Annotated in this window: 20 protein-coding genes; 17 read left to right on the top strand and 3 right to left on the bottom strand. The window is 35.2% G+C overall.

The features are described 5' to 3' along the window. Positions 1–12: 12 nt before the first annotated feature. The gene (locus tag ACFO3N_RS18900; RefSeq protein ID WP_379800364.1) at positions 13–1,923 is read left to right on the top strand and encodes a fumarate reductase/succinate dehydrogenase flavoprotein subunit; all 1,911 of its coding nucleotides are present in this window, start codon (positions 13–15) and stop codon (positions 1,921–1,923) included. Between the two features lie 217 nt (positions 1,924–2,140). Beyond that, complete coding sequence (locus ACFO3N_RS18895) at positions 2,141–2,887, top strand: succinate dehydrogenase/fumarate reductase iron-sulfur subunit (RefSeq protein ID WP_379800362.1); 747 nt, start codon at positions 2,141–2,143, stop codon at positions 2,885–2,887. A 448-nt stretch (positions 2,888–3,335) separates the two neighbouring features. Here the strand turns inward: ACFO3N_RS18895 and ACFO3N_RS18890 are convergent, their stop codons facing one another. Further along, the gene (locus ACFO3N_RS18890) at positions 3,336–4,085 is read right to left on the bottom strand and encodes a 4-hydroxy-tetrahydrodipicolinate reductase (protein WP_379800360.1); all 750 of its coding nucleotides are present in this window, start codon (positions 4,083–4,085) and stop codon (positions 3,336–3,338) included. Between the two features lie 362 nt (positions 4,086–4,447). Here ACFO3N_RS18890 and ACFO3N_RS18885 point away from each other — a divergent pair, with 362 nt between their 5' ends. From ACFO3N_RS18885 to ACFO3N_RS18855, 7 genes are all read left to right on the top strand, one after another. Beyond that, on the top strand, positions 4,448–4,879 hold the full coding sequence (locus ACFO3N_RS18885; protein WP_379800358.1) for a DUF1810 domain-containing protein: 432 nt from the start codon (positions 4,448–4,450) through the stop codon (positions 4,877–4,879). Between the two features lie 149 nt (positions 4,880–5,028). Next, positions 5,029–5,379 (top strand): hypothetical protein, encoded by a 351-nt coding sequence (locus tag ACFO3N_RS18880; RefSeq protein WP_379800356.1) that lies wholly within the window; start codon positions 5,029–5,031, stop codon positions 5,377–5,379. A gap of 230 nt (positions 5,380–5,609) precedes the next feature. After that, complete coding sequence (locus ACFO3N_RS18875) at positions 5,610–6,305, top strand: ABC transporter ATP-binding protein (protein WP_379800354.1); 696 nt, start codon at positions 5,610–5,612, stop codon at positions 6,303–6,305. 1 nt (position 6,306) lies between these two features. After that, positions 6,307–8,607, top strand: coding sequence for a TonB-dependent siderophore receptor (locus ACFO3N_RS18870; RefSeq protein WP_379800352.1), 2,301 nt, complete (start codon positions 6,307–6,309; stop codon positions 8,605–8,607). A gap of 287 nt (positions 8,608–8,894) precedes the next feature. Further along, positions 8,895–10,346 (top strand): ABC transporter permease, encoded by a 1,452-nt coding sequence (locus ACFO3N_RS18865; RefSeq protein WP_379800350.1) that lies wholly within the window; start codon positions 8,895–8,897, stop codon positions 10,344–10,346. Position 10,347: 1 nt separating this feature from the next. Then, complete coding sequence (locus ACFO3N_RS18860; protein ID WP_379800348.1) at positions 10,348–11,697, top strand: DUF3526 domain-containing protein; 1,350 nt, start codon at positions 10,348–10,350, stop codon at positions 11,695–11,697. A gap of 250 nt (positions 11,698–11,947) precedes the next feature. Continuing rightward, positions 11,948–12,586 (top strand): hypothetical protein, encoded by a 639-nt coding sequence (locus ACFO3N_RS18855; RefSeq protein ID WP_379800346.1) that lies wholly within the window; start codon positions 11,948–11,950, stop codon positions 12,584–12,586. Positions 12,587–12,793: 207 nt separating this feature from the next. Here the strand turns inward: ACFO3N_RS18855 and ACFO3N_RS18850 are convergent, their stop codons facing one another. After that, on the bottom strand, positions 12,794–13,045 hold the full coding sequence (locus tag ACFO3N_RS18850; RefSeq protein ID WP_379800344.1) for a hypothetical protein: 252 nt from the start codon (positions 13,043–13,045) through the stop codon (positions 12,794–12,796). A gap of 15 nt (positions 13,046–13,060) precedes the next feature. On the opposite strand from ACFO3N_RS18850, the gene ACFO3N_RS18845 reads away from it, so the two are divergent. The 8 genes from ACFO3N_RS18845 to ACFO3N_RS18810 all read left to right on the top strand — a co-directional run bounded on the left by ACFO3N_RS18845 (position 13,061) and on the right by ACFO3N_RS18810 (position 24,108). Then, complete coding sequence (locus ACFO3N_RS18845) at positions 13,061–13,660, top strand: RNA polymerase sigma-70 factor (protein ID WP_379800342.1); 600 nt, start codon at positions 13,061–13,063, stop codon at positions 13,658–13,660. A 67-nt stretch (positions 13,661–13,727) separates the two neighbouring features. Then, entirely contained in the window at positions 13,728–14,831 is a 1,104-nt protein-coding gene (locus ACFO3N_RS18840; RefSeq protein WP_379800340.1) for a FecR family protein, read from the top strand. A gap of 10 nt (positions 14,832–14,841) precedes the next feature. Beyond that, positions 14,842–18,198 (top strand): SusC/RagA family TonB-linked outer membrane protein, encoded by a 3,357-nt coding sequence (locus ACFO3N_RS18835; protein WP_379800338.1) that lies wholly within the window; start codon positions 14,842–14,844, stop codon positions 18,196–18,198. 4 nt (positions 18,199–18,202) lie between these two features. Continuing rightward, on the top strand, positions 18,203–19,663 hold the full coding sequence (locus ACFO3N_RS18830; RefSeq protein ID WP_379800336.1) for a RagB/SusD family nutrient uptake outer membrane protein: 1,461 nt from the start codon (positions 18,203–18,205) through the stop codon (positions 19,661–19,663). Then, positions 19,650–21,128: a hypothetical protein gene (locus ACFO3N_RS18825; protein ID WP_379800334.1), complete on the top strand. Its 1,479-nt coding sequence runs from the start codon at positions 19,650–19,652 to the stop codon at positions 21,126–21,128. The genes ACFO3N_RS18830 and ACFO3N_RS18825 overlap by 14 nt, the downstream gene beginning before the upstream one ends. 79 nt (positions 21,129–21,207) lie before the next feature. Further along, entirely contained in the window at positions 21,208–22,350 is a 1,143-nt protein-coding gene (locus tag ACFO3N_RS18820; RefSeq protein WP_379800332.1) for a cytochrome-c peroxidase, read from the top strand. Between the two features lie 655 nt (positions 22,351–23,005). Continuing rightward, the gene (locus ACFO3N_RS18815) at positions 23,006–23,656 is read left to right on the top strand and encodes a VOC family protein (protein WP_379800330.1); all 651 of its coding nucleotides are present in this window, start codon (positions 23,006–23,008) and stop codon (positions 23,654–23,656) included. Between the two features lie 53 nt (positions 23,657–23,709). Continuing rightward, positions 23,710–24,108, top strand: a complete 399-nt coding sequence (locus tag ACFO3N_RS18810) for a tautomerase family protein (protein ID WP_379800328.1) — start codon at positions 23,710–23,712, stop codon at positions 24,106–24,108. Between the two features lie 40 nt (positions 24,109–24,148). On the opposite strand, the gene ACFO3N_RS18805 is transcribed toward ACFO3N_RS18810, so the two are convergent. Continuing rightward, positions 24,149–26,149 carry a heavy metal translocating P-type ATPase gene (locus tag ACFO3N_RS18805; RefSeq protein ID WP_379800326.1) on the bottom strand — a complete coding sequence of 667 codons (2,001 nt, stop codon included), beginning with the start codon at positions 26,147–26,149 and terminating at the stop codon, positions 24,149–24,151. Positions 26,150–26,265 lie beyond the last annotated feature (116 nt).

Genomic DNA, 26,265 nt, shown 5'->3' with positions numbered 1-26,265 from the left:
AAACCACTAAAAATGATGGAATCAAAAATACCCGAAGGTCCTCTTGCTGATAAATGGAGTCTTTACAAGTCTAAAGCCAAACTAGTAAATCCCGCAAATCGAAAAAAGCTAAATATTATAGTTGTTGGAACTGGTCTTGCGGGCGCTTCTTGTGCCGCTTCTCTTGCTGAACAAGGCTATAACATAAAATCTTTTTGTTTTCAGGATTCTCCTAGACGTGCACATTCTGTTGCCGCTCAAGGCGGAGTAAATGCTGCAAAAAATTACAAAAATGATGGCGATAGCACTTTTAGAATGTTTTATGACACTATAAAAGGTGGCGATTTTAGATCTCGTGAAGCCAATGTTTATCGTTTAGCTGAATGTTCGGCTCATCTTATCGATCATGCTGTTGCGCAAGGCGTTCCTTTTGCAAGAGAATATGCGGGATATTTAAATAATAGATCTTTTGGTGGAGTTCAGGTTTCTAGAACTTTCTATGCTAGAGGACAAACTGGGCAGCAACTTTTATTAGGCGCTTATCAAGCTCTAGAACGTCAAGCATCTTTAGGAAAAGTTGATTTGTATACTCGTCACGAAATGCTCGAACTCGTGGTTATCGATGGCAAAGCCAAAGGAATAATTGCACGAAATCTTGAAACAGGAATTCTAGAACGTCACGCTGCTGATGCTGTTGTACTGGCTTCTGGAGGCTATGGAAAAGTATATTATTTGTCTACTTTGGCAATGGGCTGTAATAGTTCTGCACTTTGGAGAGCGCATAAGAAAGGGGCTTTTATGGCTGGTGTGAGCTGGATTCAGTTTCATCCTACTTCTCTTCCTCAACATGGTGAAAACCAATCTAAACTGACTTTAATGTCAGAATCGTTGCGAAATGATGGACGAATCTGGGTTCCGAAAAAAGCAGCAGACGACCGAAATGCTAATGCTATTCCCGAAGAAGAACGTGATTATTACCTTGAACGACGTTATCCATCTTTTGGAAATCTAGCACCGAGAGATATTTCGTCACGGGCGGCAAAAGAAAGAATCGACGCTGGCCATGGCGTTGGACCAATGAAAAATGCCATTTATCTCGATTTCTCGGATGCCATCAAGGCGCAGGGAAAAGATAAAATCGAAGCCAAATACAGCAACCTTTTTGCCATGTATGAAAAAATTACGGGCATAAATGCTTATAAAGAACCCATGCTGATTTCGCCTTCAGCACACTTCACAATGGGCGGACTTTGGGTCGATTATGAACTTATGACTACGATTCCTGGCTTATTTGCTTTGGGCGAAGCTAATTTTGCAGATCATGGCGCAAACCGTCTTGGTGCAAATTCGCTGCTTCAGGCTTGCGTCGATGGCTATTTTATTGCGCCTTACACTATTCCGAATTATTTGGCAGGCGAATTGAATTTGCCTAAAACAGACGTTTCTCATCCTGCTTTTGAAGAAGCTGAAAATACGGTAAGAAGACAGTTAGATCGTTTTCTACATACTAACGGTACACTTTCAGCAGATTATTTCCATAAAAAAATCGGACGCCTTTTGTATGAAAAATGTGGCCTTTCGCGAAGCAGAAAAAATCTGGAAGAGGCCTTAATCGAAATTCGGGAACTTAAAACTTCTTTCGAAAAAGACCTGAGAATTACAGGAGATAATACTTTAAACAGCGAATTAGAAAAAGCAGGCAGAATTGCCGATTATATTGAATTGGCAGAATTAATGTGTTACGATGCCTTACAACGTGAAGAATCCTGCGGCGCACATTTTAGAGAAGAATACCAAACCGCCGACGGAGAAGCTGTCCGCAACGACGCAGATTTCTGTTATGTATCGGCTTGGGAGTGGAAAGGTTTAAATAACGAACCTGAACTTCACAAAGAACCTTTAACGTTTGAATCTGTAGAACTTGCGGTGAGAAGCTATAAATAAATGGTGAAGAGTTGATGAAGATACAAGAAGCAAGATAAAAGACATGAAGTGAACTTGAAACTTGAAACTTCTAAAAAGACGTTGTCTCCCTGAGCGAAGTCGAAAGGCACAAAGCGAGGGCTTCGACTTCGCTCAGCCTGACAAACAGGATCAAAAACTTGAAACCTGAAACTTCAAACATGAAACATGAAACTTGAAACTAAAAAAACAAAAAAACATGAAACTTTATCTTAAAATATGGCGGCAGTTTAATTCTTCTACCAAAGGAGAAATGACAGATTATGAAATTGATGGAGTGTCTGAACATATGTCGTTTCTGGAAATGCTGGATCTTTTGAATGAATCGCTTATTCAGCAAGGAGAACGTGTCATTGAATTTGATCACGATTGTCGCGAGGGAATCTGCGGGCAATGTGGCGTAATGATAAACGGACGAGCTCATGGTCCTCTAAAAAATATTACAACTTGCCAGCTTCATATGAGAAGTTTTAAAGATGGCGATACCATTTATATTGAACCTTTTCGCGCGAAAGCTTTTCCTGTTTTAAGAGATTTAAAAATTAACCGAAAAGCATTTGATTCCATTATCGCTTCAGGAGGATTTATTGGCGCTTCAACGGGTCAGGCGCCAGAGGCAAACAGTATTCCGATTTCGTATGAAACTGCAGAAGCTGCTTTTGATGCTGCCGCCTGTATTGGATGCGGGGCTTGCGTCGCTACATGCAAAAATGCTAGTGCAGCTTTGTTTGTCGGTGCCAAAATAACGCATTTAGCACTTTTGCCACAAGGAAAAGTTGAAGCTTCGAAACGTGCCCTTTCAATGGTAAAACAAATGGACGAAGAAGGTTTCGGAAATTGCTCTGATACCAGAGCCTGCGAAATCGAATGCCCACAAGGCATTTCTGTGCTTTCTATTGCTAAAATGAATTTAGAATATATGAAGGCTTTGACTTTTAGGAAGTAAGTTTTTTTTTTGCCGCTAAGACACAAAGTCGCAAAGTTTTTCTTTTTTTAAGTTTTTTAAGTTTTAAAACTTTGCGACTCTGCGAGATTAAATATACTTCAAATACATTGCACTTATCCTTCGACTTCGCTCAGGAAGACAAACAGCACAAATCTTTTTCGATAAAACTTTCGCGACTCTGCGACTTTGCGAGATTAAATATACTTCAAATACATTGCGCTTGTCCTTCGACTTCGCTCAGGAAGACAAACAGCACAAATCTTTTTCGATAAAACTTTCGCGACTCTGCGACTTTGCGAGATTAAATATACTTGTAATACTTTGCACTTATCCTTCGACTTCGCTCAGGAAGATAAACAGTAAAAAAACTTTGCGACTTATACGAGAAAAAAAACTTTGTGCCTTAGAGTCTTTGCGGCAAAAAAACTAAGCGTCTTAGCAAAAAAAATTAAACCGTAAAATAAGGCGTCAAGATATCTTCAAAATTATAAAGTCCTTTTTCTTTTTCTTTTAGATTTTCGGCTACAAAAATAACTCCGTTTCCAAAAGCTTCTCTCGAAATCGATTCGTGAATTAAACGCACCGTTTGAAAAGGAAAACCGAAAATAACTTCATGTTTTCCAACGATTCCTCCTGCCCTCACAACATTAATATCTTCCTTGTCAACATCTAGTGCTTCTGCAATTTTTACTGCAGTTCCAGACGTTCCTTCTTTAGCTTTAAAGTGCTCTTCATTTACTTCAATATCTACCCAAGGTGCAATTTTCTTTAAAAATTTTGCGGCAAACAATAAGTAATTAACGCCCAAAGTGATATTTGGCGACCAGAAGACGGTAGTTGTATCTGCCAGTTTCTTCAATAAATTCAATTCTTTTTCCTTGTAATGAGAAATTGCTGAAATTATCTTCACTTTGTGCCTCGCAGCTGTTTCTCCATACGTGTAAATTCCTTCACTAGAAGAAAAATCGATTATGGCATCTACTGGATGTTTTTCTAATAATTCTTGAACAGAGGTATGCGAACTGGAATAGATTAAGCCGGGTTCGTCTGACTGGATTCCAAAAAATTCGGGAACTGATCTGTGTTCCAAAACATTACTTTGTCTTAAAACCCATTCAAGGCTGAATTTTTTATTTTCTAATAGTATTGAAGCTACTGATTTTCCAGTTTTCCCAAATCCGATTAATCCTATTTTCATAAGCATTTATTATTTTATGGGCGAAGCGTGCCCGGTTGAAAATATTGATATTGTAAAGTGTTAAATATCAATCCTAATTTTATTTTTTTTGACGGTTCTTAAAACCGCTTGTTCATAAAAATAGGAAAATCATAACAGAATTACCAACAAAAACTTCATTTTATAACAATAAAATGAGCCATTAGTACGATTTTTTCTGTTAATAGACAATTTAAACGTCTAATTTTTAAAGTAAACGCTCTTATAAATTATTTACTTTAAAATGTTAAAAAATGACTTTAAAAAAAAGATTTGATCACATATAGGTAAATATATTTTGCCTAGTTTTATGACCTGATATCCCCAAATTAATATCATAAAGAATGTCTTACAATACTAATGGATTACTTCGTTTTCTAGATGCTCAAAACAAGTTGTATTTAACAGCTCTAAACGAAATCAAAAAGGGTAAAAAAGAATCTCCTTGGATGTGGTTTATTTTTCCGCAAATAAAAGGAATGGGTTCTAGCGATAACTCCAAATTTTACGAAATCAAAAATGCCGATGAAGCAATTGCTTTTCTGGAGCATCCCATTTTAGGAAAACATCTTGCAGAAATTACTTCAGAACTTGCCAAAAAAGAAGAAAGCGTTTCTGATATTTTTGAAAGTCTTGATGTAGAAAAACTTCAATCGTGTATGACTTTATTCGCCAGTGTTCAAAATACAGAACCTGTTTTTCAAGAAGTGCTTCACAAGCATTTTGATGGTTCATCCGATTTTCACACGCTGCAATTATTGTACAGTAATTTATAGAAGTAAGAATGACTTTGCAAATCTGCAGGTTGTTCCAAAAATAAGGCATATTTATCTGTATTTATAAATAAGATATTTATATTTGCAACGCTGTTGCGTTTATTTATCTGATAACTAAACTTTTAAATATCCAGCAGAAATACCACGGAATGAAAAAGAAGATTACAGCGGTAAATTTCCTAATGTCTTTTGCAGTATTGTTTGCCATGCTGTTTCAGATGGTTCACTCCTATGAGCATATTTTAAAGCAGTCGGCAGAAAAACATTGCGCTCATAAATATACTCCTGGTCAAAAAGAAATAACACACAGCCATTCGGTGGATGCAAATTGCCATATTTGTCATTTTGCTTTCAGCACGTTTATTCCCAACCTGTTTCAGCACTTTACGTTTTACAAAACAGTTGCCGAAACCTCTTATACATTCTTATATTTTGAGGGAATTACAACATTTTTCAAAGGAAGTCTTTTTGCATTACGTGCGCCTCCTGCATTCTTTTAATTACTGCACTATTTTAAACTCAAAACCTTTATTCTATTTATTCTAATGGAGTAAAAGAAAATTTACATTACCCTTTTTTAATTCGGACTCATTAGTCCCAATTAAAGGCCAATTCATTCGCTGCAGTAATAATTTAATAAAAGACTAATAATCAAGCTTTTAAAACTCGTTAAAAGCCTGAAATTTCTATATCTATTTTTAAAAATCATTTTTATCCACAAACAAAACTTATGCTTACAGCAACAAACCTAACTAAAAAATACGGTGATCATACGGCTTTGAATGCCTTAAACTTAACAATAAAAGAAGGCGAAATCTTTGCTCTTTTAGGACAAAATGGTGCAGGAAAAACAACAACAATCAATTTGTTTTTAGGTTTTATCGAGCCAACATCGGGAGAATTAGAAATCAATAATATATCGGTTACAGCAAACAATCAGGAAACGAAAAAACATGTGGCTTATATTCCAGAAACCGTAATGCTGTATCCAAATCTTACTGGTTTAGAGAATCTTAAATTCTTTTCGTCATTAGCAGGATTTAATTATTCTAATGGCGAATTAACTTATTTTCTAGACAAAGCAGGCCTACAAGCCAAAGCACACAATCAAAATTTAGGCGGTTATTCTAAAGGAATGCGCCAAAAAGTGGGAATTGCAATTGCGATTGCAAAAAAAGCAAAAGTGCTTTTGTTAGATGAGCCTACAAGCGGTTTAGATCCAAAAGCTTCTAATGAATTTTCTCAGATTCTAAAAGAGCTTTCAGCAGACGGAACGGCAATTTTAATGGCAACTCACGACATCTTTAGAGCGAGAGAAGTGGCTTCGCACATCGGGATAATGAGGCAGGGAAATCTTGTTACTGTTATTGAAGCGAACAAAATATCTGCAAATGAGTTGGAAGATTTATATTTACAGACTGTTTAAGATGAAAAATATATTCTCTTTTTTACTTTTAATCGGCGGTACACATTTCATCCAGGCTCAAAATAACAATAACAAAGTTAAAGACAGTATTGCAAAAGATTCTCTGGAAATGGAAACCAAACGAAATGAATTGCAAACTGTTGAAATTGTAGGACGTTCGACCAAAAAATACAACAGCGACTATTCTTTTGCTGCCACTAAAACTGCGGCTTTAAACAAAGATATTCCGCAATCCATTTCGACTATAACCAAAGAATTAATTGCAGACAAAGGCGCTTTTTATCTTGCTGATGCAGTAAAAATGTCTAGCGGCGTAATTCCGGCAAGTTATTACAATCAATACACGATTCGCGGTATTAGTCAAAATGAAGAAGGACAGATAATCAACGGAATGCGAACACGTCAGTATTATTTTCTGCAGCCTTTAACAAGCAATATTGAGCGTATTGAAGTTATTAAAGGTCCGTCGAGCGCTACATTTTCTTCTGTTGATCCAGGCGGAAGCATTAATATGGTTACCAAAAAGCCTTTGGCAATTGACCGAAAAGAAGTTAGCATGAGCGTTGGAAGTTTTAGCACTTTGCGCGGAACGCTTGATTTTACTGGGCCGTTAAACGAATCTAAAACACTTTTATATCGTGTAAACGGCGCTTATCAGCAAGCAAAATCATTTCGTGATTTAGTCAATAATAAATCATTTTTAATCTCACCTTCTTTCAGTTATATACCAAACGAAAAAACGGCTATTAATACAGAACTAATTCTGAGCGATATGACGGGAGTTTTGGATCGCGGACAGCCTATTTTTGGTGCTGTTGCGGGAAAAACAAGTCTGAACAAAACACCGATAAGTTTAAATCTTGGTGCGCCAGGTGATTTTTTCAAGTCGAAAGAAATGATTTTGATGACCAATTTTGCCCATAAATTCAATTCTAAAATTGGTTTTAATGCATCCTACATGAAGCAAACCTGGAAAGAAGATCTGCAGGAACACAGAACTACAAATGCTTTTGCTGTAGACATGAATAATCAGCCCGTTACCAATCTTGCCATGATGCAATTTGTACAGCGTCAGCAAAATTGGGATGTCGACAATTTAAGCGCTTATTTTAATTTCGATTTTAAAACAGGCAAACTAAATCATAAGCTACTAACAGGTTACGATTTAAGCAGCTGGAATAAAAACAAAGGCGGCGGACAAAACGCAGGGAGAGGTTATTTATTGAAAGATGGAACTGTTGCCAGCACTTTTGTTTTGGCAAATGCTTCGAATTACCAAACTGTTACGATTGATGGCATTGTTTTACCTAAACCCAATGTTGATTATTTTAATTTGAATAATCCGATTTATAGAATTACAAGTCCTGACGATTATACTTTGAATGTAAGAACGGCACTGCCATCTGCATTAACAACTACAAATGCTATTTACATCCAAGATCAGATTCAGTGGGAAAAGTTTACTTTTTTATTGGGGTTGCGAAACGAATGGTTTGAAGACATTACGAACTATGAAACGAGCAACGAACTGACTGTTAAAAAAACAGCTTTATTGCCCAGAATCGGAATCACTTATGCTGTAAATAGTGCGATAAATGTTTATACGACTTATCTAGAAGGTTATCAGCCACAATCAAATACCGTGACGCTAATGCCTCAAACGGGTTCTTTGCCAGGCGGAAGTCTATTTGATCCTTTAGAAAGTGATTTGAAAGAAATCGGGATAAAAACCACTTTTTTAAACAACGCTATGACTTTTAATGCTGCTGTTTACGAAATCAATCAGCGTAATATTTTAATGAACGCAAATGATCCGGCAAATCCGGATTTATTGGTAACGCGAGGTGCTGAAAGAAGCCGTGGTTTTGAATGTGATTTAGCAGGTTATATTACACCAGACTGGCAGATTAATGCTTCTTACAGTTATATCGATGCCGAAATAACTCAAGACAGCAATCCTGCTCTAATTGGTGCAAGAAAGCAAAATACACCAAAAAATAGCGCCAATTTATGGACGCGCTACAACTTTGCCGCTGATTCTGCTTTAAAAGATCTCGGAATTGGATTTGGAGTTCAATATCAAAGCAGTAAAGTGCCTTGGTTTACAAGAGATTTTACGCTTCCTGATTTTACCATTTTTGATGCGGCTTTATTTTACAAACCCAACAAAAGCAATATCCAAATTGCTCTAAATGCGGGCAATTTATTAAACAAAACCTATTGGCTTGGCGCGCAGAATTACCTGCGTTTATTTCCTGGAAGTCCTAGAAATGCAAGCCTTACCGTAACTTATAAATTTTAATTCTATTGAGATGAAAATATTTAAACACATAGAGACATAGATTTTTTTCTAAAAGAAGGAAATTGAAAGAAACTAAGTTTCTAACACATAGCTCTCAAAGTTTGTTGGAGAAGCAATCTTCATAAGAAACTCTACAAAGATTGGCAACTCACTATGCGGAGTTAATTGCGGAGATTCCTCGTTCCTCGGAATGACAAGATTGTGCAAGCGAAATGCTTCTTTTGAAGCTTAAATCTATGTTTCTATGTGTTTAAAACATTACACTCAACAGATAAATTTTAATAAAAATGAAATTATTACATACAGAACTCCTTATAGCCAGGCATTTTAAAAATTCTGTTTTTAAAAATCCCGCACTTTATATCATTACCTTTTTTATTGGCGCATTACTTTTATTCGCCGCTTTTTCGGGTTGGGACAATTACAAAAGCCAAAACGAAACCAGTGAAAAATATCAGCATGAATCTCGCGAAGACTGGCTGAAAAACCCAGACAAAAATCCGCATAGAATGGCGCATTACGGCAATTTTGCCTTTAGAAAAAGCACCTCTTTAAGCGTTTTTGAATTTGGAATGGAACCTTTTTTTGGAAATGCAATTTTCTTAGAAGCGCACAAACAAAATACGGCCAATTTCTCTGAGGCTGGCTTTTCCAACAGTATGCTTCGTTTTGGCGAAATCAGCATTGCTATGGTTTTGCAAGTTTTACTGCCATTATTAATCTTTTTTATCGGATTTAATGCTGTTGCTTACGAAAGAGAAAACGGAACTCTAAAAATACTTTTAAGCCAAGGAATTAATGGGAAACAGCTTTTATGGGGCAAAATCCTTGGTGTTGCTAGCGTTGTTATGCTTCTTTTTGTTCCAACCATTATTGTATTGGTTTTAATCTGGCTAATGCTTCAGAATTTTTCAATTTCGGCAGATGAGACGATCAAAATGCTGCTGTTTATTCTGTTTCATTTTATTTATCTAATGTTCTTTTGTGTTGTTGCCGTTTTGGTTTCGGCGTCAAGCAAAACTTCAAAGAAAGCATTGGTTTCTTTAATTGGAATCTGGCTGATTTTAACGATTATCTTGCCAAGAACAACACAAGCTATTGGAGCTTATTTGTATGAAGCGCCATCAAAAATTCAGTTTACCAGCAATATCGAAAAAGATATTTTAAAACAAGGTGACAGCCACAATCCTAACGATTTGCATTATAAGGCAATAAAAGATTCTTTGTTACGAGTTTACAAAGTCGATTCGGTACAAAAACTTCCTTTTAATTATTCTGGGTTTATTATGACCGAAGGTGAGCGAATCAGTTCGAATATCTACAACAGACATTTAGAAGATTTATTGAAGGTTTATGCTCAACAAAACAGCTTTTCTAAAGCCGTTTCTTTTCTGAATCCGTATATCGCCATGAAAAATTTATCGATGGGATTATCGAATACGGATTATGATTCTTACATCGATTTCCAGAAACAAGCGGAAAAATACCGTTATGTAATGGCGCAGAAAATGAATGCATTGCAAGTTAAATACATCAGCAATAAAAAACCTGGCCCAAATGATAAACCGCTAATAATTGGCAAAGAACACTGGGCAGATCTTGAAGAATTTCATTATGAGCCAAAAAGCATTAGCGAAGTTTTAAAAACCGAAATCGTTTCTATTGTATCTATTCTTTTATGGGTAATTCTATTGTTTGTTTTAATCAGAATTGCTGCTAAAAATCTAAAAGCCATCTAATATGCTAGTACTCTTATTTAAAAATTTTATACGATCAAAAGGCACCAAAATTGGATTACTTTTTTTATTAATCATTGGTTTTATAAGCCTTTTAATTGGCCATCAGTTTCAGGAAAAACAACAAAATAATATTGCTGAAGCGGCAGTTTATCAAAAAGAGCATATTGCCAGAAATGCCGCTTTCCATAAAGATGAAATTGGGCTCCTACTCTACTACATCAAGTTTTCATTGGTCAACAATACTTTGCCAATTAACAGTTTGGCCATTGGGCAGCGAGATGTTAATCCGTCTATTCAAAATGTTACCATTCGTGGTTTAGAAGGTCAGAAATACGATTCGGAACTCAATAATCCGAGTAATTTATTGTCTGGAAATATTGATTTTAGTTTTGTTCTTTTGTACCTGTTCCCGCTTTTGATTATCGCTTTTTCTTATAACATTATTTCTGAAGAAAAAGAATCAGGAACCTGGAAGATTGTTGCCGTACAAAGTCCGAATACTTTTTTTTATATCCTGAAACTATTCTATGTTAGAATTTTAAGTTTAACGGCGCTTTTAACTTTGATTCTGTTGGCGGCGGTTGTCTTTCTACAGATTCCGTTGGATCAATCCTTTTTTGTGTTTTACGGACTTTCTATTTTGTACATTTTATTTTGGTTTGCGGTTTGTTTTTTCATTGTTTCACTGCAGAAGAATTCTAATTTCAATGCGGTTATTCTGTTAACCATCTGGCTGTTTTTCATTATCATTCTTCCGGCCGCAATCAATACTTATATTATCAACAAATATAAAGTTCCCGAAGCTTTAGAATTAACCCTTACCCAACGAAATGCCTATCACGAAAAGTGGGATATGGACAAACAGGAAACGGTAGATAAATTCTACAAACACTATCCGCAGTTTAAAAAATATGCACTACCTGATACCGAATTTAGCTGGCTTTGGTATTATGCGATGCAGCAAATGGGCGACGACGAATCGGCAATTCAGTCCAAAGAATTAGAATCGAAATTAGAGCAGCGAAATCATGCCAGCGAATTAATAGCGCTGTTTATTCCAACGCTTCATACACAGATTCAGTTAAACGAAATCGCAAAGTCGGATTTACGCAATCAGCTTTTATTTTTAAAAGAAACAACTAAATTCCACGAAAAATTACGTCTGCATTTTTATCCAAAAATATTCGACAATGCACCTGTAAATCAACAAAAATGGGAAGATTTTAAAGTAGAAACGTTTAAAGATAACTCTAAAACGAGTTTTATGAAAACGATTTTACCTTTAGTGCTTTTCAATTTACTTTTGATAGGTTTTGGATGGAGGAATTTTAAACGTAAAGTTATTATTTAACCTCGAAGTTATTTAACCGCAAAGTTCGCGAAAGTTTACGCAAGGTTCGCAAAGTTTTTTAGAAAATATTTGCCTTTTTTAACCGCAAAGAGCGCGAAGAGTTACGCAAAGTCCGCAAAGTTTTTAGACAAAGCTTTGTGGACTTCGCGTTTTTATAAGAATCCTAAACAAAAAAACTTTGCGTGCTTTGCGGTTAAAAAAGCAATACTTTGCGGTTAAAAAGTAGTACTTTTAATGAAATTTCAATTTAATGAAAAAATTATTTATCGCTGGTGTTGTCTTGGTATTCATTTTATATGCTTTCAAAAAATTAGTTTATGATTCTTATCAATGGAAAAAAGCAATTAACAGTCCTGAGCATAAATTGCAATTGGGAAGTTTTATCTTTAGCAAACAAAGTGGCTCTAACGGGAGTCAAAGTATGGAACACAAATACTTTATTTTTAAGGTAATTGAAATAAACGGTGATTATGTGAGACTTTCGGTTGTTAGGCAGTTATCGCAAAAAGACAAGCTGTTGCAATCTGATTTTTCTACCACCAAAGAAGCTTACAAAGATTTAAAACAGAACATAGGCAATCTAAAAATTACCGGAATACTAAAAGAGGATTTGTATAAAGCGGGCCCTTCTTATACCTTGAATAATTTTTTATTAGAAAAATATCCTTCCTTAATGCAGTCAAGATATTATTTTGAAGAAATTCCCGAAAATAAAAAACATCTTCCCATACCAGTTGATTACAATGAATTACAGGAATATTTCAGTTTAGTTTATTCTAAAAATGAAATCATAAACAAGGGAAAACTGGTTCCATGGGTTTTAAATAACAATACTACACCTGAATTAGCAGATAGATTGTCTAAAAATATAGATTTGATACTTAATTAACCTCAAAATTTTTTAACCGCAAAGTTCGCAAAGGTTTACGCCAAGTTCGCAAAGTTTTTTAGACAAAGCTTTGCGGACTTTGCGTTTTTTTAAGAATCCTAAACAAAAAAACTTTGCGTGCTTTGCGGTTAAAAAAAAACAATACATTGCAGTTAAAATTATTTAACCGCAAAGTTCGCAAAGGTTTACGCCAAGTTCGCAAAGTTTTTAGACAAAGCTTTGCGGACTTTGCATTTTTTTTAAGAATCCTAAACAAAAAACTTTGCGTGCTTTGCGGTTAAAAAAGCAATACTTTTCGGTTAAAAAAACAGCAATACTAAACCTATTCTGAATAATTTTTTCAGGAAAGTAGTTTATTTGAATTTTATTTAGAATTAATATAAATAAACTTTTATATTTGCCGCTTTCTGAGCAAAATTGAGTAGTTTTTAAAATTTCTTTTAATATTGCTTCACCCAAAGTAAATTTCGTTTAATGAGTAATAATGCCAGTTTAGAATTAGATCTTTTCCATTCCTTTAAGGAAGGCGACGAAACTGCATTTAAGTTTTTTTACGACAAATATTTTAGGAGAATTCAATCTTTCAGCGTTCAATTTATTTACGATCAAGACGAAGCTGAAAATCTTGCTCAGGAATCCTTACTACACCTATGGCAAAGTAGAGAAGAAATAGAATCTATAAACGGGATTCAAGCTTTCTTATTTACTTATGCCAAATCAAAATGCTTGAATTTAATTCGTCATAATAAAGTGAAGGATAAATTCAAAAATGACCTCTTAAACCACAAAGAAAGAGAATTGGATATCGAAGTTTTAAATTCGATTCAGTTTGACACTTTAGAATTAACCGAATTAGAACGCATAATTCAGGAATCTATCAGCGATCTGCCTCCAAAAACCAGAGAAGTTTTTATTAAAAAACGCTTTGAGAATAAAAAAAATGCAGAAATCGCCGAAGAGCTAGGAGTTTCCTTAAAAGCCGTAGAAGCCCATATGACAAAGGCTTTGAAGATTTTAAAGACCCGTTTATCGGATTATTTGTTCTTGATTTTTATCCTTATTTATAATAATTAAGAATAAAAGTTAGGGTATTTTAATTCTGAGGTGTACTTATAATGGCGAGAAGTTTTAAAAAGCATATATGACATCGGAAATACTAAATAAATACCTTTCTAATGAAGCTTCAGAACAAGAAGTTCAGGCACTTTTTGATTGGATTGAAGCATCAGAAGAAAACAAAACACAATTTATAAAGGCTAAGAAAATTTGGGCATTAACCACACTTTCTTGCGATTTATCTATTGAAACTGTTCCGGTAATTCAGATGAAATCAAAAAACAAAATCAGACAGTATTTGCAATATGCTGCTGTTTTTCTATTGTTTTTGGGTCTAGGAACCACTATTTATTTGTTTAACAGTAAATCTGAAACTCCAAAAGAAATTGTTCTAGAATTAGGCGACGGCCGTCTGGAGTATTTCTCTGGAAAAACTCAGACCACTCTTTTAAATGACAAAGGCGATGTGGTTGCCAAAAAATTTCCGACGGAGATTATTTACTTTGGCAAAGTTCAGGATCACAAAGTGATTTATAATACGCTTTCTATTCCGTACGGAAAACGTTTCAAACTTAAACTTTCAGATGGTACTGTTGTGAGTTTAAATTCTGGAACTACTTTGCGCTATCCGGAGCAATTTGGCTTAAACGGAAACAGAAATGTGTACTTAACTGGTGAGGCATTTTTTGAAGTTGCCAAAGACAAAATGCATCCGTTTATTGTTCATGCTAATCAAGCAGACATTGAAGTTCTCGGGACCACATTTAATGTGAGCGCTTATCCCGAAAACCCTACAGTTAATAGTACATTAATTGAAGGAAGTATTCGAATGTCTGAAGCCATTAATCCTTCTAATGCTATTTTGCTAGAGCCCAACCAAATGGCTACATGGCAAAATAATTCCAAAAAACTGGTCTTAAAAGAAGTCGATCCAACCTTTTATGCTGCCTGGACAAAAGGCGAACTTGCTTTTAAAGACACCCCATTTTCTACAATCGCTAAAATTATTCAGCGTACTTATGATGTTGAAATTATCAACGAAAATTCTGATTTGGCCAGACAGAATTTTACGGGTACAATTAAAATTAGCGAATCTAGTGTCGAGAACATTTTAGAACTGCTAAAACGTGACACGCCATTTAATTATTCTATTCAACAAAAAACCATTACAATCACCAATCCGCGATAAATAAATAAACATGACATTTACGATACAACCCGTTTTAAGAAAAATTCTGTTTTTCTTAGCCCTACTCATATCTGGATTCAAAGGATTTTCTCAGAATAAACTCATAACATTACATGTAAAAAACAAACCTATAAGCCTAATTATCAAATCTATTGAAGAGCAAAGTGATTTTAGAATCATTTATAATGCAAAAAAAATAGATACCGATCAGTTAGCCGATATAGATGTTAATAATGCTTCGCTAGAAACGGTTTTAACGCAATTATTAAAAGATAAAAACATTGCCTTTTATATTCAGAAAAAGCAGGTTTTATTGACTCCTTCGGTTCCTGAAACTTCAAATTCAGCGGTTCAGGAAACTTCAAGAATGATTAGCGGAACGGTCTATAGCGCAAAAGACAAACAGCCGCTTCCAGGTGCTTCTATTCGCATAAAAGGAACTGGAATGGGCGCTATTACTGATTTTAACGGAAAGTTTGTCTATCAGCTAAAAGGAAACACGATTTCGAATCTGGTTCTTGAAGCCGGTTTTTTAGGAATGGAAACCCAGTCTCAAAAAGCAGACGACAAAAAAGTTTTTGTTTTTTATCTTCAAGAAGCGACAGATGAACTAAATCCTGTTGTGATTACTTCGTCTTATGGCACTACAAAACTAAAAGAAGAAATTGTTGGAAGTATTTCGACTTTACAAGCCAAAGATATTGCTGTCGAGCAAGCTTCTGAGAGTTTTGATAAAATGATCACGGGACAAATTGCCGGTGTTATGGTAGAAAATACTTCTGGTGTAGGTGGCCCTGTAAAAATTAATATCCGCGGTCAAGGTACATTATCTTCTTTAAGCGGCGCAATTACTGGAACTTCTTCGCAACCGCTTATTATTATTGATGGCGTTGTAATGAGCGAAGAATATGCCATTGACAGCAGTTTGTTTAACGGAAGCGGCGATTTTTCTGAAAACATCGCTAATCCTTTAATGAAAATTGCTCCAGAAAATATTGAAACCATTTCTGTTTTAAAAGATGCCGCAGCTGTAGGTATTTATGGTGCCGATGGCGCAAATGGAGTTATTTTAATTACCACTAAAAAAGGTAAAAAAGGTAAAACGCAATTTGGTTTTTCAAATCAGTTGGGAGTTTCTTCTGCCATTAATCAAATTAAATATTTAAATGGAGAACAATACACCGAACTTCGAAATGAGTTCATGAAAAACACCACAACTGGCTATGTTCCTGTTGCTTATAATGGCGTAAATACCGATTGGTTTAACATTCTAAACCGATCTGGAATTTATAATAAATATAATTTTAATGTTTCGGGTTCTACTTCTAAATTTTCGTACAGAACCAATGTTAGTTACACCAAAATTGACGAACCTCAGGTTGGAAATGAGTCTAAGCAATTAAATGCGGGAATTAATCTAGGCTACAGTTCTGGAAAATGGGATATCAATTTAATGCTGAATCCGAGTTTTGTACAAAAAGATGCGCCTAACATTTTTTATAGTTTTGCCTACCTTCCTACTCTTCCCGTATACAATGCAGACGGATCGTATGCCGATTTAGGTTTAAGCGGTGCTACGAGAGGAAATCCGTTAGCGGCAATTGAACAAAACAAAAATGAAGCACAGACTTTTGGTCTTTTAGGAAGTATCAATTTATCTTATAAACTCAATAAAAACATTCGTTTTTCTACTCTTTTTGGTATGGATTATACCGATAAAGAACAAGATCGTTATTTTTCTGCAGCAAATGAAAGCGGTCAGTTTAACGGAACTTTTATTCTAAACGGAGATACGCATGCCGCTTGGGGTCGTCGTCTTATCAATGAAAGAAATTCGACTAAATGGAACTGGCAAGGACAAGCTTTGTTCAATAAGCAACTGAATGAAAACAATGAAATTGATGGTGTTGTTGGTTTTGAATTGGCTGAAGACAAAACAGATTTCAATTACCAATCTGGGGTCGGATTTTTAGAGCCAAACCGTATTAATGCTGTTACAGATGCCATAAGAGATGATAATCCAAACACACCTCAAGATGAATCTAAAGATGGTCAGACCTACAGAAATGAAATCAGTTACAATTCGAGAGTTTCTTTATTCTCGCAGGTAAATTATAATTATAAAAAACGCTATTTCTTGTTGGCAAATTACCGTCGCGATCAGAGTTCTGTTTTTGGAGATGATACCGATGTGGCTCATAATGGAGGTTTAGGTGGTGGTTGGATTATTAGCAATGAAAACTTTTTAGACTCTAATTCTTGGATTGATTTCTTGAAATTAAAAGCGAGTTATGGTACAACAGGAAATTCTAAAATTGGTTCGTACCGATCAAAAGGTTTGTACAATATCAGCCAGAACGGATATAATGGTGCTATTGGAGCAACTACAGGTTTTGCGCCAAATGGAAGGTTAAGTTGGGAAAAAAACACAAAATTCAATGCAGGATTTGATTTTAATATTTTCAAAAGAATCGAATTGACTTTAGAATATTATTATGACAACAAAAGCAATTTAATTACTGCCCGAGATATCCCGACAGAAACGGGTTATAGTGCAGTGCAATTAAACGCAGCCAGTATGTACAATAAAGGTTTTGAGCTTACTACTAGAATTAAATGGATAAAAAGCGATGCTTTTAAATGGACAACAGCATTTAATATTTCTACAATAAACAGCAAAGTAACCGACTTAAAAGGTCTAGGAAGCGATTATTCTGAAGCGAATATTGCATTGGCGCAAAAAATAGGCTACAGTACTACAACATTATGGGGAATAAAATGGGTTGGTGTAGATCCTGCAACAGGAAGAGATCTTGTGCAAAAAAATGGTCAAGTTTACGATGCAAAAACCTATAATGAACTTCACACTGTTGCCGATTGGGAGCCAATTGGAGACAAGCAAGCAGATGCTTACGGAGGTTTTTACAACACTTTTACTTTCTATAATAATCTTACTTTGTCTGTTAGAGGAGATTATCAAATTGGTGGTGACTTATTGGCGTCAAGCGTGCTTATAGATCAATATAATGTAACAACAAACCGAAATCTTTCTGTAAATGCATACGATTATTGGAGAAATCCAGGCGATAATGTTTCTCAGTCGGCTGTAACACTTTCGCCAATTCTAAACAATTTAAGCAAGTATGTTTATGATGCTACTTACATCAGAATCAGCAATGTTAATTTAAGTTATAATGTGCCGCTGAAAAATACTTTTCTGGATGCTCTTTCTGTTTTTGCCGATGCTACAAATGTGGCGTATTGGTACAAAGAAAAAAGTCCGAAAGGAATGAACGGAGTTCGAGAGTATAGTTATATCTATCCGCAAGCAAGAACAATTTCGCTTGGAGTAAATGCTAAATTTTAAGAAAATGAAATATTCAAAATACTTATCTATATTTTTTCTAATGCTTTCATTACAAAGCTGTAGTGACTTTTTAGAACAAGAACCTGGAACACAAACTTCTATAGACGAACTTTTACAGAACAAAACAGGAGTTTTACAGGCACTTACAGGTCTTTACACCGAAGTAGAAGCCAATGTAAGACCAGATCGCTATGCTGCTTATGCTGATTTGCAGGGCGGTAATATAAAATTTGCGCCAGTTGCAACGGGAGGCTCTAGAGGTCAAATTTCTCCAGTAATAAATCTGCAGCAAATTTATTCTTTTGAAGATGTAGCGCTAACCAGTAATTTCAAATCATTTTACGATACCAGTTATGATATAATCAATCAGGCAAATTTAATTTTAGAATTTACTCCTGCCCTAACCGACGCCACTGAGGCAGAGAAAAGCCAAATAAAAGCAGAAGCTTTGGCAATAAGAGCCTATGCGCATTTTCTTTTATCTCTTGTTTACAGCCAAGATTATAAATATACTCCCGATGCATCGCATCTAGGGATCATCTACAGCACAGAATCTATCAAATCCGGCATACAGTATCCTGCCAGAAAAACGGCTGCCGAGACGTATACTTTAATTATAAATGATTTACAAACGGCTATCGATAATTATTCAGACGCTTCACTCCTTTCTGGTCCTGCTTATTCTTTCTTTAACAGAAAAAATACAAAAGCATTATTGGCGAGAGTTTATCTTCAAAAAGGAGATTGGACTAATGCTTACGACATGGCAAATGATGTAATTACCAATTCTGGCGTTGTGTTGACCAGCAAAGAAACTTTAATTGCAGAATGGGAAAAGCCAGATCTTCCCGTGTCTGAAATTTTATTGGAATTTTCTATTCCAAAAGACACTGAAGGAAGTGTTACTTCATCCATGTCTAGTACTTTCGGCTATATTACAGATACTAACTTTCAAAAATATACTGCTTCCAATGATTTGGTTAATCTTTACGAAAGCACAGATTTAAGAAAACAATTGTTCTTAACAAAATCGCTTTTTACAATAGTAAGTGGCGTTCAGACCAATCTTAATTACAATTTTACCAAAAAATACCAGAATAATGCGGGTTATGTAGCTTCTAGGCTTAGCGAAATGTATTTAATTCGTGCCGAAGCGGCGCTAGAAACCAACAGAGCCGATTTGGCAATGGCAGATATTAACATCATTCGTGCCCGCGCCAATGCCTCTCTATTGACCAATACAAACAATCTTAAAGAAAATATCTTTTTAGAACGAAGAAAAGAATTATGCTTTGAAGGTTTCCTATTTTTTGATATTGCCAGAATGCACAAAGATGTTTCCAGAAATGATGGCTGTATTGCTACGGTTTGCAGTCTTACTTATCCGTCTTTAAAATACGTACTGCCAATACCAACATTCAACACTAATCTTAACCCAAACTTGCAGCAAAATGACTCGTATTAAGATATTCAGTATATTATTTACAGCGCTATTATATATTTCATGTTCTAAAGATGACTACAAATTAGGCTCAGATATCGATCCTTTTTTACGATTTAACTTTTTAGTTAAAAGTGACAACACGCCTTTAGAATATCCAACCGTAAACGGAAATTTAGTTCCGCAATCTACTTATGAAAACAAATCTGTAAAGACCTTAAAAGTTCCTGTAGCTTTAACAACACGCGAATTGAAAGGAACTGTTACAGCCAATTTTAGTGCCGAAACAAACGGTGCAAGTGACAGTTTTAGTGTAAATCCTGTAAATCAGCTTTCTTTTCAAGGCAGCAAACTAACAGATACAATTTATGTCTCGTTTGATAAAAGATGGACGCAAAGCCAGAATATTACATTAAAATTAGAAACGGTTTCTGATCCTGATATTCATATTGGAAACCTGAATACAGAATATCCAAACACTACTTTCAAGATTGATTTAGGAACTATTGCAACCAATTGCACCTTTCCTGTAACGCAATACAATATAAAAGGAGAAATGGGCGAAAAAATCGATTTTATAGTCAATTATCCAAATGGTTTTTTCCCTGAGGAAATTGAAAATGCGTCTATTTTTAAATTCCAAAACGGATTCGAATATTCCTTAACTCACGATGATTATGGCAATAATAGAACTTCTGTAACTTATCATTTAACTCTTTTAGAAGATCTTCAAAATGATGATGTTCGATACGAATCTAAATTAACGCTTGTAAATATTCCGAATTACACTGCAACAGGAAACATCAACTTGACCATTGTAAAACCAATAAAAACGCCAAGAGATGTTCAGGCCTATCCAGCTTCAAAATTCTCTGATCCGACGAATGCATTTTATCTGACATACGGAGAACATTGGTTTAATAATAATGGTACGTGCTCTTGGCAGACTTTCAACGCTTTAACTTTCCCAGTTATCGTGACAAAAGACGATCCTAATGCCATATTATACAGCGATAGAGGAACTACAAATCCTAACGACGATATTTATCACGATGCTTTCAAAATTGGATTTAACGTAGCAAGCGGAACCAATACGGTGAATTCTTTTGGCTTAAAAAGATGGTTTTCTAACGAAAATAATTCTGCTTCAATATCACCTGGATTTAATATTACGTCTGCTTTAGAATTTTTCCCTGCAAACGGAAACAGCAAAACGGAAGGAACCGTTTTAGTAATTCCGCAGGACATCACTATTGGAACTACCGGAACTGCAGCTGTACCATCAAGATCACATGTTATTGCTATTTCAGGTGAAGGAACCTACAAAGAAATCAGCAATGGCTTATATGAAATATCATTTGAATTAAAACTAACAAATGAGGCACTGTTTGGAGGAACAGTTTCGACACAATATAGAATGTACAATAACAGAACGTATCCAAAACCAGCGGCTTTAAGTATTCCATGTCCTAAAGAAGTTGCTCTTTAATATAAAAATGGTTTCAAGTTTCAGGTTTCAAGTTGCAACAGAACCTGAAACCTGAAACTTGAAACAAAAAAAATAAAAATTGAAAAAACTAATCATCCCAATCTTATTCCTGCTGAGCTTAACGGCTTATAAAAGCATAGAAGGTCCTGATTACATCGATATTCAGGAACTAAGAAAACTCTATTCTAGTGGAGATGCCTCAAAATGGCCTGTCGCAGAATTAAATGAAAACGTCGATAAATCGAAATTTCAAGATATTGGGGTGCTTCCTGCGGTTCCTTATCCTGCTTACAATCCGTATTCAAAGGAAAAAGAAAGTTTGGGCAAGATTTTGTTTTTTGATCCGAGATTGTCGCGAAGCGGACAAATTGCGTGTGCTTCCTGCCACAATCCAGAATTGGGTTGGACAGATAATCTAACGCGTTCTTTTGGTCACGATCGCCAAACGGGAAAACGTAACTCGATGACGATTTTAAATTCGGCATATGCCACTTCCCTATTCTGGGATGGCCGAGCTTCGAGCCTAGAAGATCAGGCTCAATTTCCTGTTCAAGATCCTTTAGAAATGAATGAAAAACTAACAATTGCCGTTGATAAAATTGCTAAAATTAAAGGCTATAATTTGTTGTTTACAGAAGCTTTTGGAGATAAAAAAGTGACTTTAGAACGAATTCAGTACGCGATTGCCACTTTCGAAAGATCGATCAATAGTCCGAAAAGTAAATTTGACCAGTTTGTAAGCGGAAAATCAGATATTTATACTGATCAGCAAGTGAAAGGAATGCATTTGTTTAGAACCAAAGCACAATGCATTAATTGCCATAATACACCTTATTTCAGTGATAATGAGTTTCATAATGATGGCCAAACTTTATTCGGAACAAAAAATGAAGATTTCGGACGTTATAATGTGACAAAAGATGTAAAAGATATCGGCAAATTTAGAACGCCAACACTCCGTGAAGTTGTAAACACAAAACCTTGGATGCATCATGGACATTTTCCAACTTTATTGGATGTTGTAGAATTGTACAATCTCGGAAATCCGTCTCCTGTTCAAAAAAAATATCTAGGAACAGCCCGAGATTCTCTTATTCCGAAATCAGATCCAATGCTTAGAAAATTGAATTTAAGCAAAGAAGAAATGGGCGATTTATTAGCTTTTATTGAAACTTTAAGTACGCCAACCAGAAGAATTATGATTCCCGAAATGCCAAAATAAGTTAGTTAATTGATTTGTATTTTGCCCCAAGTATTTTCAAATCTGTTAAGCCCATTTCTTTTATGAAATGGGCTTTTTATTTAGAAATATTTATTCTAAAGACATAAATGTTATTATTTCAACTATTAAATATTGAGTACTTTTCTTCTTTCTCAACTTTTCTTGAATTGTGAAACATAATCGAGTAATAAAATTTAATTTATTTGTAAAACCCCAGCGGGGTGAAATATTTATAGAATTACAATAAGACAAATAAAAAAGCTCCAGAGGAGTGACATTTATGTAGGTTGCAGAAAAAATATGTCGCTCCTCTGGAGCTTTATATTGTAACCGTTTATTCTTTGCTATAAATATTTCGCTTCTCCGAAGCTTACAAAAGAAGAGTTATAATTGAGTCGGCAGTTTTTTAAAAACTCACGGATTACAAACCCCAAAGATTGCAAATGAAAGTTTTTACGATAATCTTACAACAATTCCCGTTTGTCTTTTTGTAACTTTAATAAAACATTTAAAAATGCTATTTAACTTCAACCAATACTTATTTACTATCCCTTCATTGAAGCATAAAATAACGCTGCATCCTACATAACATTGGCATTTTTTAAATTTGTTTGTCACTCAAAAGAAGCTTTTTCTTTTATAAAAAATTATTGTCATGAGAATAGATCAAATACAAATTAAAACAAACGATATTCAAAAAACGAAAGCATTTTACCAGAACCTTTTTGGGCTTTTTATTCTGGAAAATGACCAAAAATCGATCACATTTCAAGCCGGAACTTCTATTTTAAAATTTATTGAAGATCCAGATTTTAATTCCATCTATCACTTTGCTTTTAATATTCCTGAAAATCAGCTTGAAAAAGCCATTCAATGGTGCAAAGACAAAGTGGATTTAATTGTTTTGGAAGATAAAAGTGTCGTTACTAACTTCGAAAATTGGAATGCGCATTCTATTTATTTCTTTGATCACAACGGAAATTTACTCGAATTCATTGCTAGACATGATCTTAATAATGAACAAGTTGGTGAATTCAACTCTGCTTCTATTTTAAACATAAGCGAAATCGGAATTGTTACAGAAAATCCGCTGCAATTAGGAAATCAATTAATTGAAGAACACGCATTGCATTTCTTTTCTCAAAATACAAATACCGATAAATTTGCTGCAATTGGTGATCATGACGGTTTATTGATTCTAGTTCAACCGACTAGAAATTGGTATCCAACTCAGATTCCTTCTGAAAGTAATCCGGTAAAAATTACTTTGGAGAATAATGAAAACATAATTGAATTGAAGTTTTAATAATCTGACAATTCTAAATTCTGTATTTTTATGCAACTTTAAAATGAATCAAAATGCCATTTGTTATAATAAGTCTTCCAAAAAAACTTTCGCTTGAAACAAAAAATACTATTTCTGAAGCTGTCCATCAATCTTTAATTGAAGAATTTAATATTCCTGTAGATGATTATTTTCATGTAATTGAAGAACTAGAAACACATCAGATAAAATATCCTAAAAGTTATTTAGGAATTTCACACTCTGAAGAAATCATTTTTGTGCAAATAACCGCGGGACAAGGAAGAACTTTAGAACAAAAGAAAAAACTATATCACCAAATTGCTTCGAAAATTGCGACTTCAACTGAAATACTAATCAACAACATAATTATTATTTTACTGGAAAATAATGGTCATGAAAACTGGTCTTTTGGCAATGGAGAAATTCAAGAGCAAAAACATTTAAAAAAATAAGTAAAAAGCCCAATTCGTACGAATTGGGCTTTTTATTATCTTAAAATTTCATCCTCTGGATTCTTACTGCATTCAATATCGCTAATAGCGCCACGCCAACATCAGCAAAAACAGCTTCCCACATTGTGGCAAGTCCGCCCGCGCCAAGAATTAAGACAAAAGCTTTTACTACAAAAGCCAGCGTAATATTCTGCCAAACAATCTTTTTGGTCTGTTTCCCTATGTTGATTGCCATTGCAATTTTGCTAGGTTTATCATCCTGAATTACGACATCGGCAGTTTCTATGGCAGCATCGCTCCCTAAACCTCCCATCGCAATCCCGACCGTGCTTAAAGCGATTACAGGCGCATCGTTTACGCCATCACCCACAAAAGCAATCGTTTCGTTTTTGGCCTTAATTTCGTTGACTTTATTGACTTTATCTTCAGGAAGCAAATCACCAAACGCTTTTACAATACCAAGCTTATCTGCTACGAATTGAACAACATTCGATTTATCTCCACTCAACATGGTCAGCTTTACGCCTAGAGACTTTAGTTTTGAAACCGTTTCTTTCGCATCTTCTTTAATTTCATCTGCAATAGTCAGATAACCTGCAAATTTACTTTCATAAGCAATTGCAATCGTGGTGTAAACTATTGAAGACGGATCAATATCATACGAAATGGAATATTTATCCAAAAGCTTAAAATTCCCTACAAGCAATTCTTTTCCGTTGTAAGTTGCTTTTAATCCGTGACCTGAAATTTCTTCGATTTCTTTTAATTCGACCGAAGAATCAACTGGTCCAACATGATTATGAATGGCTGTTGCTACAGGATGCGTGCTTCTGTTTTCTAAAGCATTAACGAGCTTTAAAATTTCATTTTTATTAAATTCGGGTTTTATAATAACTTCTTGCACTTTAAAAACACCTTCGGTCATCGTTCCCGTTTTGTCTACCACCACATGCTGAATGGTCGAAATACTGTCGAGAAAATTACTTCCTTTAAACAGAATTCCGTTTTTACTTGCAGCACCTATTCCGCCAAAATAACCCAGCGGAATACTGATAACCAAAGCACACGGACAAGAAATTACCAAGAAAACTAAAGCTCTGTACAACCAGTCACTAAAAACGTAATTATCTACAAAAAGAATTGGAAGCAGACAAATCGCAATGGCAAGATAAACTACAATTGGTGTATAGATTTTGGCAAACTTCCTAATGAACAATTCGGCAGGTGCTTTTTTTGTTGTGGCATTTTGCACCAATTCCAGAATTTTAGATAGTTTACTGTCATTATAAGCTGTTGTTACTTTTACCTCGGCAATAGTGCTTCCGTTTAGCATTCCGGCCAAAACGGTATCGCCTTTCTTTTTGGTGTCAGGCTTGCTTTCTCCCGTCAAAGCAGCTGTATTAAACGAAGCGGAATCTGACAACAATTCGCCATCCAAACCAAGTTTTTCGCCTGCTTTAAGCTGAATAATCGCTCCAATCTGAACGTCTTTGGCTTTGACTTTTACTGCAACATTGTTTTCTAAAATATGCACCTCATCTGGACGTTGATCGAGCAGACTTTTAATGCTAGATTTGGCTCTACTAACCGCCATTCCTTGAAAGGTTTCTCCAATGGTGTAAAATAGCATAACAGCAACACCTTCTGGATATTCTCCAATGGCAAAAGCGCCGATTGTGGCGATACACATCAGGAAAAATTCTGAGAAAACATCTCCTTTTACAATGCTTTCATAAGCTTCTCTCAAAACTGGAAGTCCGACCGGAAGATACGCAATTGCATACCAGACAATTCTAACATATCCTGTAAACCATTCTTGCGGAAAATAGTTGTCTAAACCAATTCCGATTAGCAGTAAAATAAAAGATACAATCGATGGCAGAAACAACTGAAAAAGACTTCCGTTTGCGCTATGTTCATGATCATATCCTTCGTGATTGTGCCCGTCTTTATCAGTCTGCACAGGCTCGTCATGAGAGCAGCAGCAAGAAGGTTTGACTTTATTTTTTTTATTTTTTACTTCTTTATCTTGATGTATCATTTTGAGTTTCAGGTTTCAGGTTTAAAGTTTCACGTTTTTAATGCCCGAAGTTATTGTTTAAATAATGTCCTAAAATTAAGCATTTTGTGCTAAAGTTTGTTGCCACGAAGACACTA

The organism is Flavobacterium chungangensis (assembly GCF_042654045.1).
Taxonomy (GTDB): Bacteria; Bacteroidota; Bacteroidia; order Flavobacteriales; family Flavobacteriaceae; genus Flavobacterium; species Flavobacterium chungangensis.
Note: the sequence above shows the minus strand (reverse complement) of the source record. Positions and strands in the feature narration are given on the sequence as shown.

Coding starts and splice junctions, on each gene's coding strand:
- ACFO3N_RS18845 (WP_379800342.1), top strand. CDS start 13,061: ATGAGTAATAATGCCAGTTTAGAATTAGATCTTTTCCATTCCTTTAAG.
- ACFO3N_RS18830 (WP_379800336.1), top strand. CDS start 18,203: ATGAAATATTCAAAATACTTATCTATATTTTTTCTAATGCTTTCATTA.
- ACFO3N_RS18860 (WP_379800348.1), top strand. CDS start 10,348: ATGCTAGTACTCTTATTTAAAAATTTTATACGATCAAAAGGCACCAAA.
- ACFO3N_RS18900 (WP_379800364.1), top strand. CDS start 13: ATGATGGAATCAAAAATACCCGAAGGTCCTCTTGCTGATAAATGGAGT.
- ACFO3N_RS18815 (WP_379800330.1), top strand. CDS start 23,006: ATGAGAATAGATCAAATACAAATTAAAACAAACGATATTCAAAAAACG.
- ACFO3N_RS18855 (WP_379800346.1), top strand. CDS start 11,948: ATGAAAAAATTATTTATCGCTGGTGTTGTCTTGGTATTCATTTTATAT.
- ACFO3N_RS18895 (WP_379800362.1), top strand. CDS start 2,141: ATGAAACTTTATCTTAAAATATGGCGGCAGTTTAATTCTTCTACCAAA.
- ACFO3N_RS18840 (WP_379800340.1), top strand. CDS start 13,728: ATGACATCGGAAATACTAAATAAATACCTTTCTAATGAAGCTTCAGAA.
- ACFO3N_RS18865 (WP_379800350.1), top strand. CDS start 8,895: ATGAAATTATTACATACAGAACTCCTTATAGCCAGGCATTTTAAAAAT.
- ACFO3N_RS18835 (WP_379800338.1), top strand. CDS start 14,842: ATGACATTTACGATACAACCCGTTTTAAGAAAAATTCTGTTTTTCTTA.
- ACFO3N_RS18810 (WP_379800328.1), top strand. CDS start 23,710: ATGCCATTTGTTATAATAAGTCTTCCAAAAAAACTTTCGCTTGAAACA.
- ACFO3N_RS18885 (WP_379800358.1), top strand. CDS start 4,448: ATGTCTTACAATACTAATGGATTACTTCGTTTTCTAGATGCTCAAAAC.
- ACFO3N_RS18880 (WP_379800356.1), top strand. CDS start 5,029: ATGAAAAAGAAGATTACAGCGGTAAATTTCCTAATGTCTTTTGCAGTA.
- ACFO3N_RS18805 (WP_379800326.1), bottom strand. CDS start 26,149: ATGATACATCAAGATAAAGAAGTAAAAAATAAAAAAAATAAAGTCAAA.
- ACFO3N_RS18875 (WP_379800354.1), top strand. CDS start 5,610: ATGCTTACAGCAACAAACCTAACTAAAAAATACGGTGATCATACGGCT.
- ACFO3N_RS18825 (WP_379800334.1), top strand. CDS start 19,650: ATGACTCGTATTAAGATATTCAGTATATTATTTACAGCGCTATTATAT.
- ACFO3N_RS18890 (WP_379800360.1), bottom strand. CDS start 4,085: ATGAAAATAGGATTAATCGGATTTGGGAAAACTGGAAAATCAGTAGCT.
- ACFO3N_RS18870 (WP_379800352.1), top strand. CDS start 6,307: ATGAAAAATATATTCTCTTTTTTACTTTTAATCGGCGGTACACATTTC.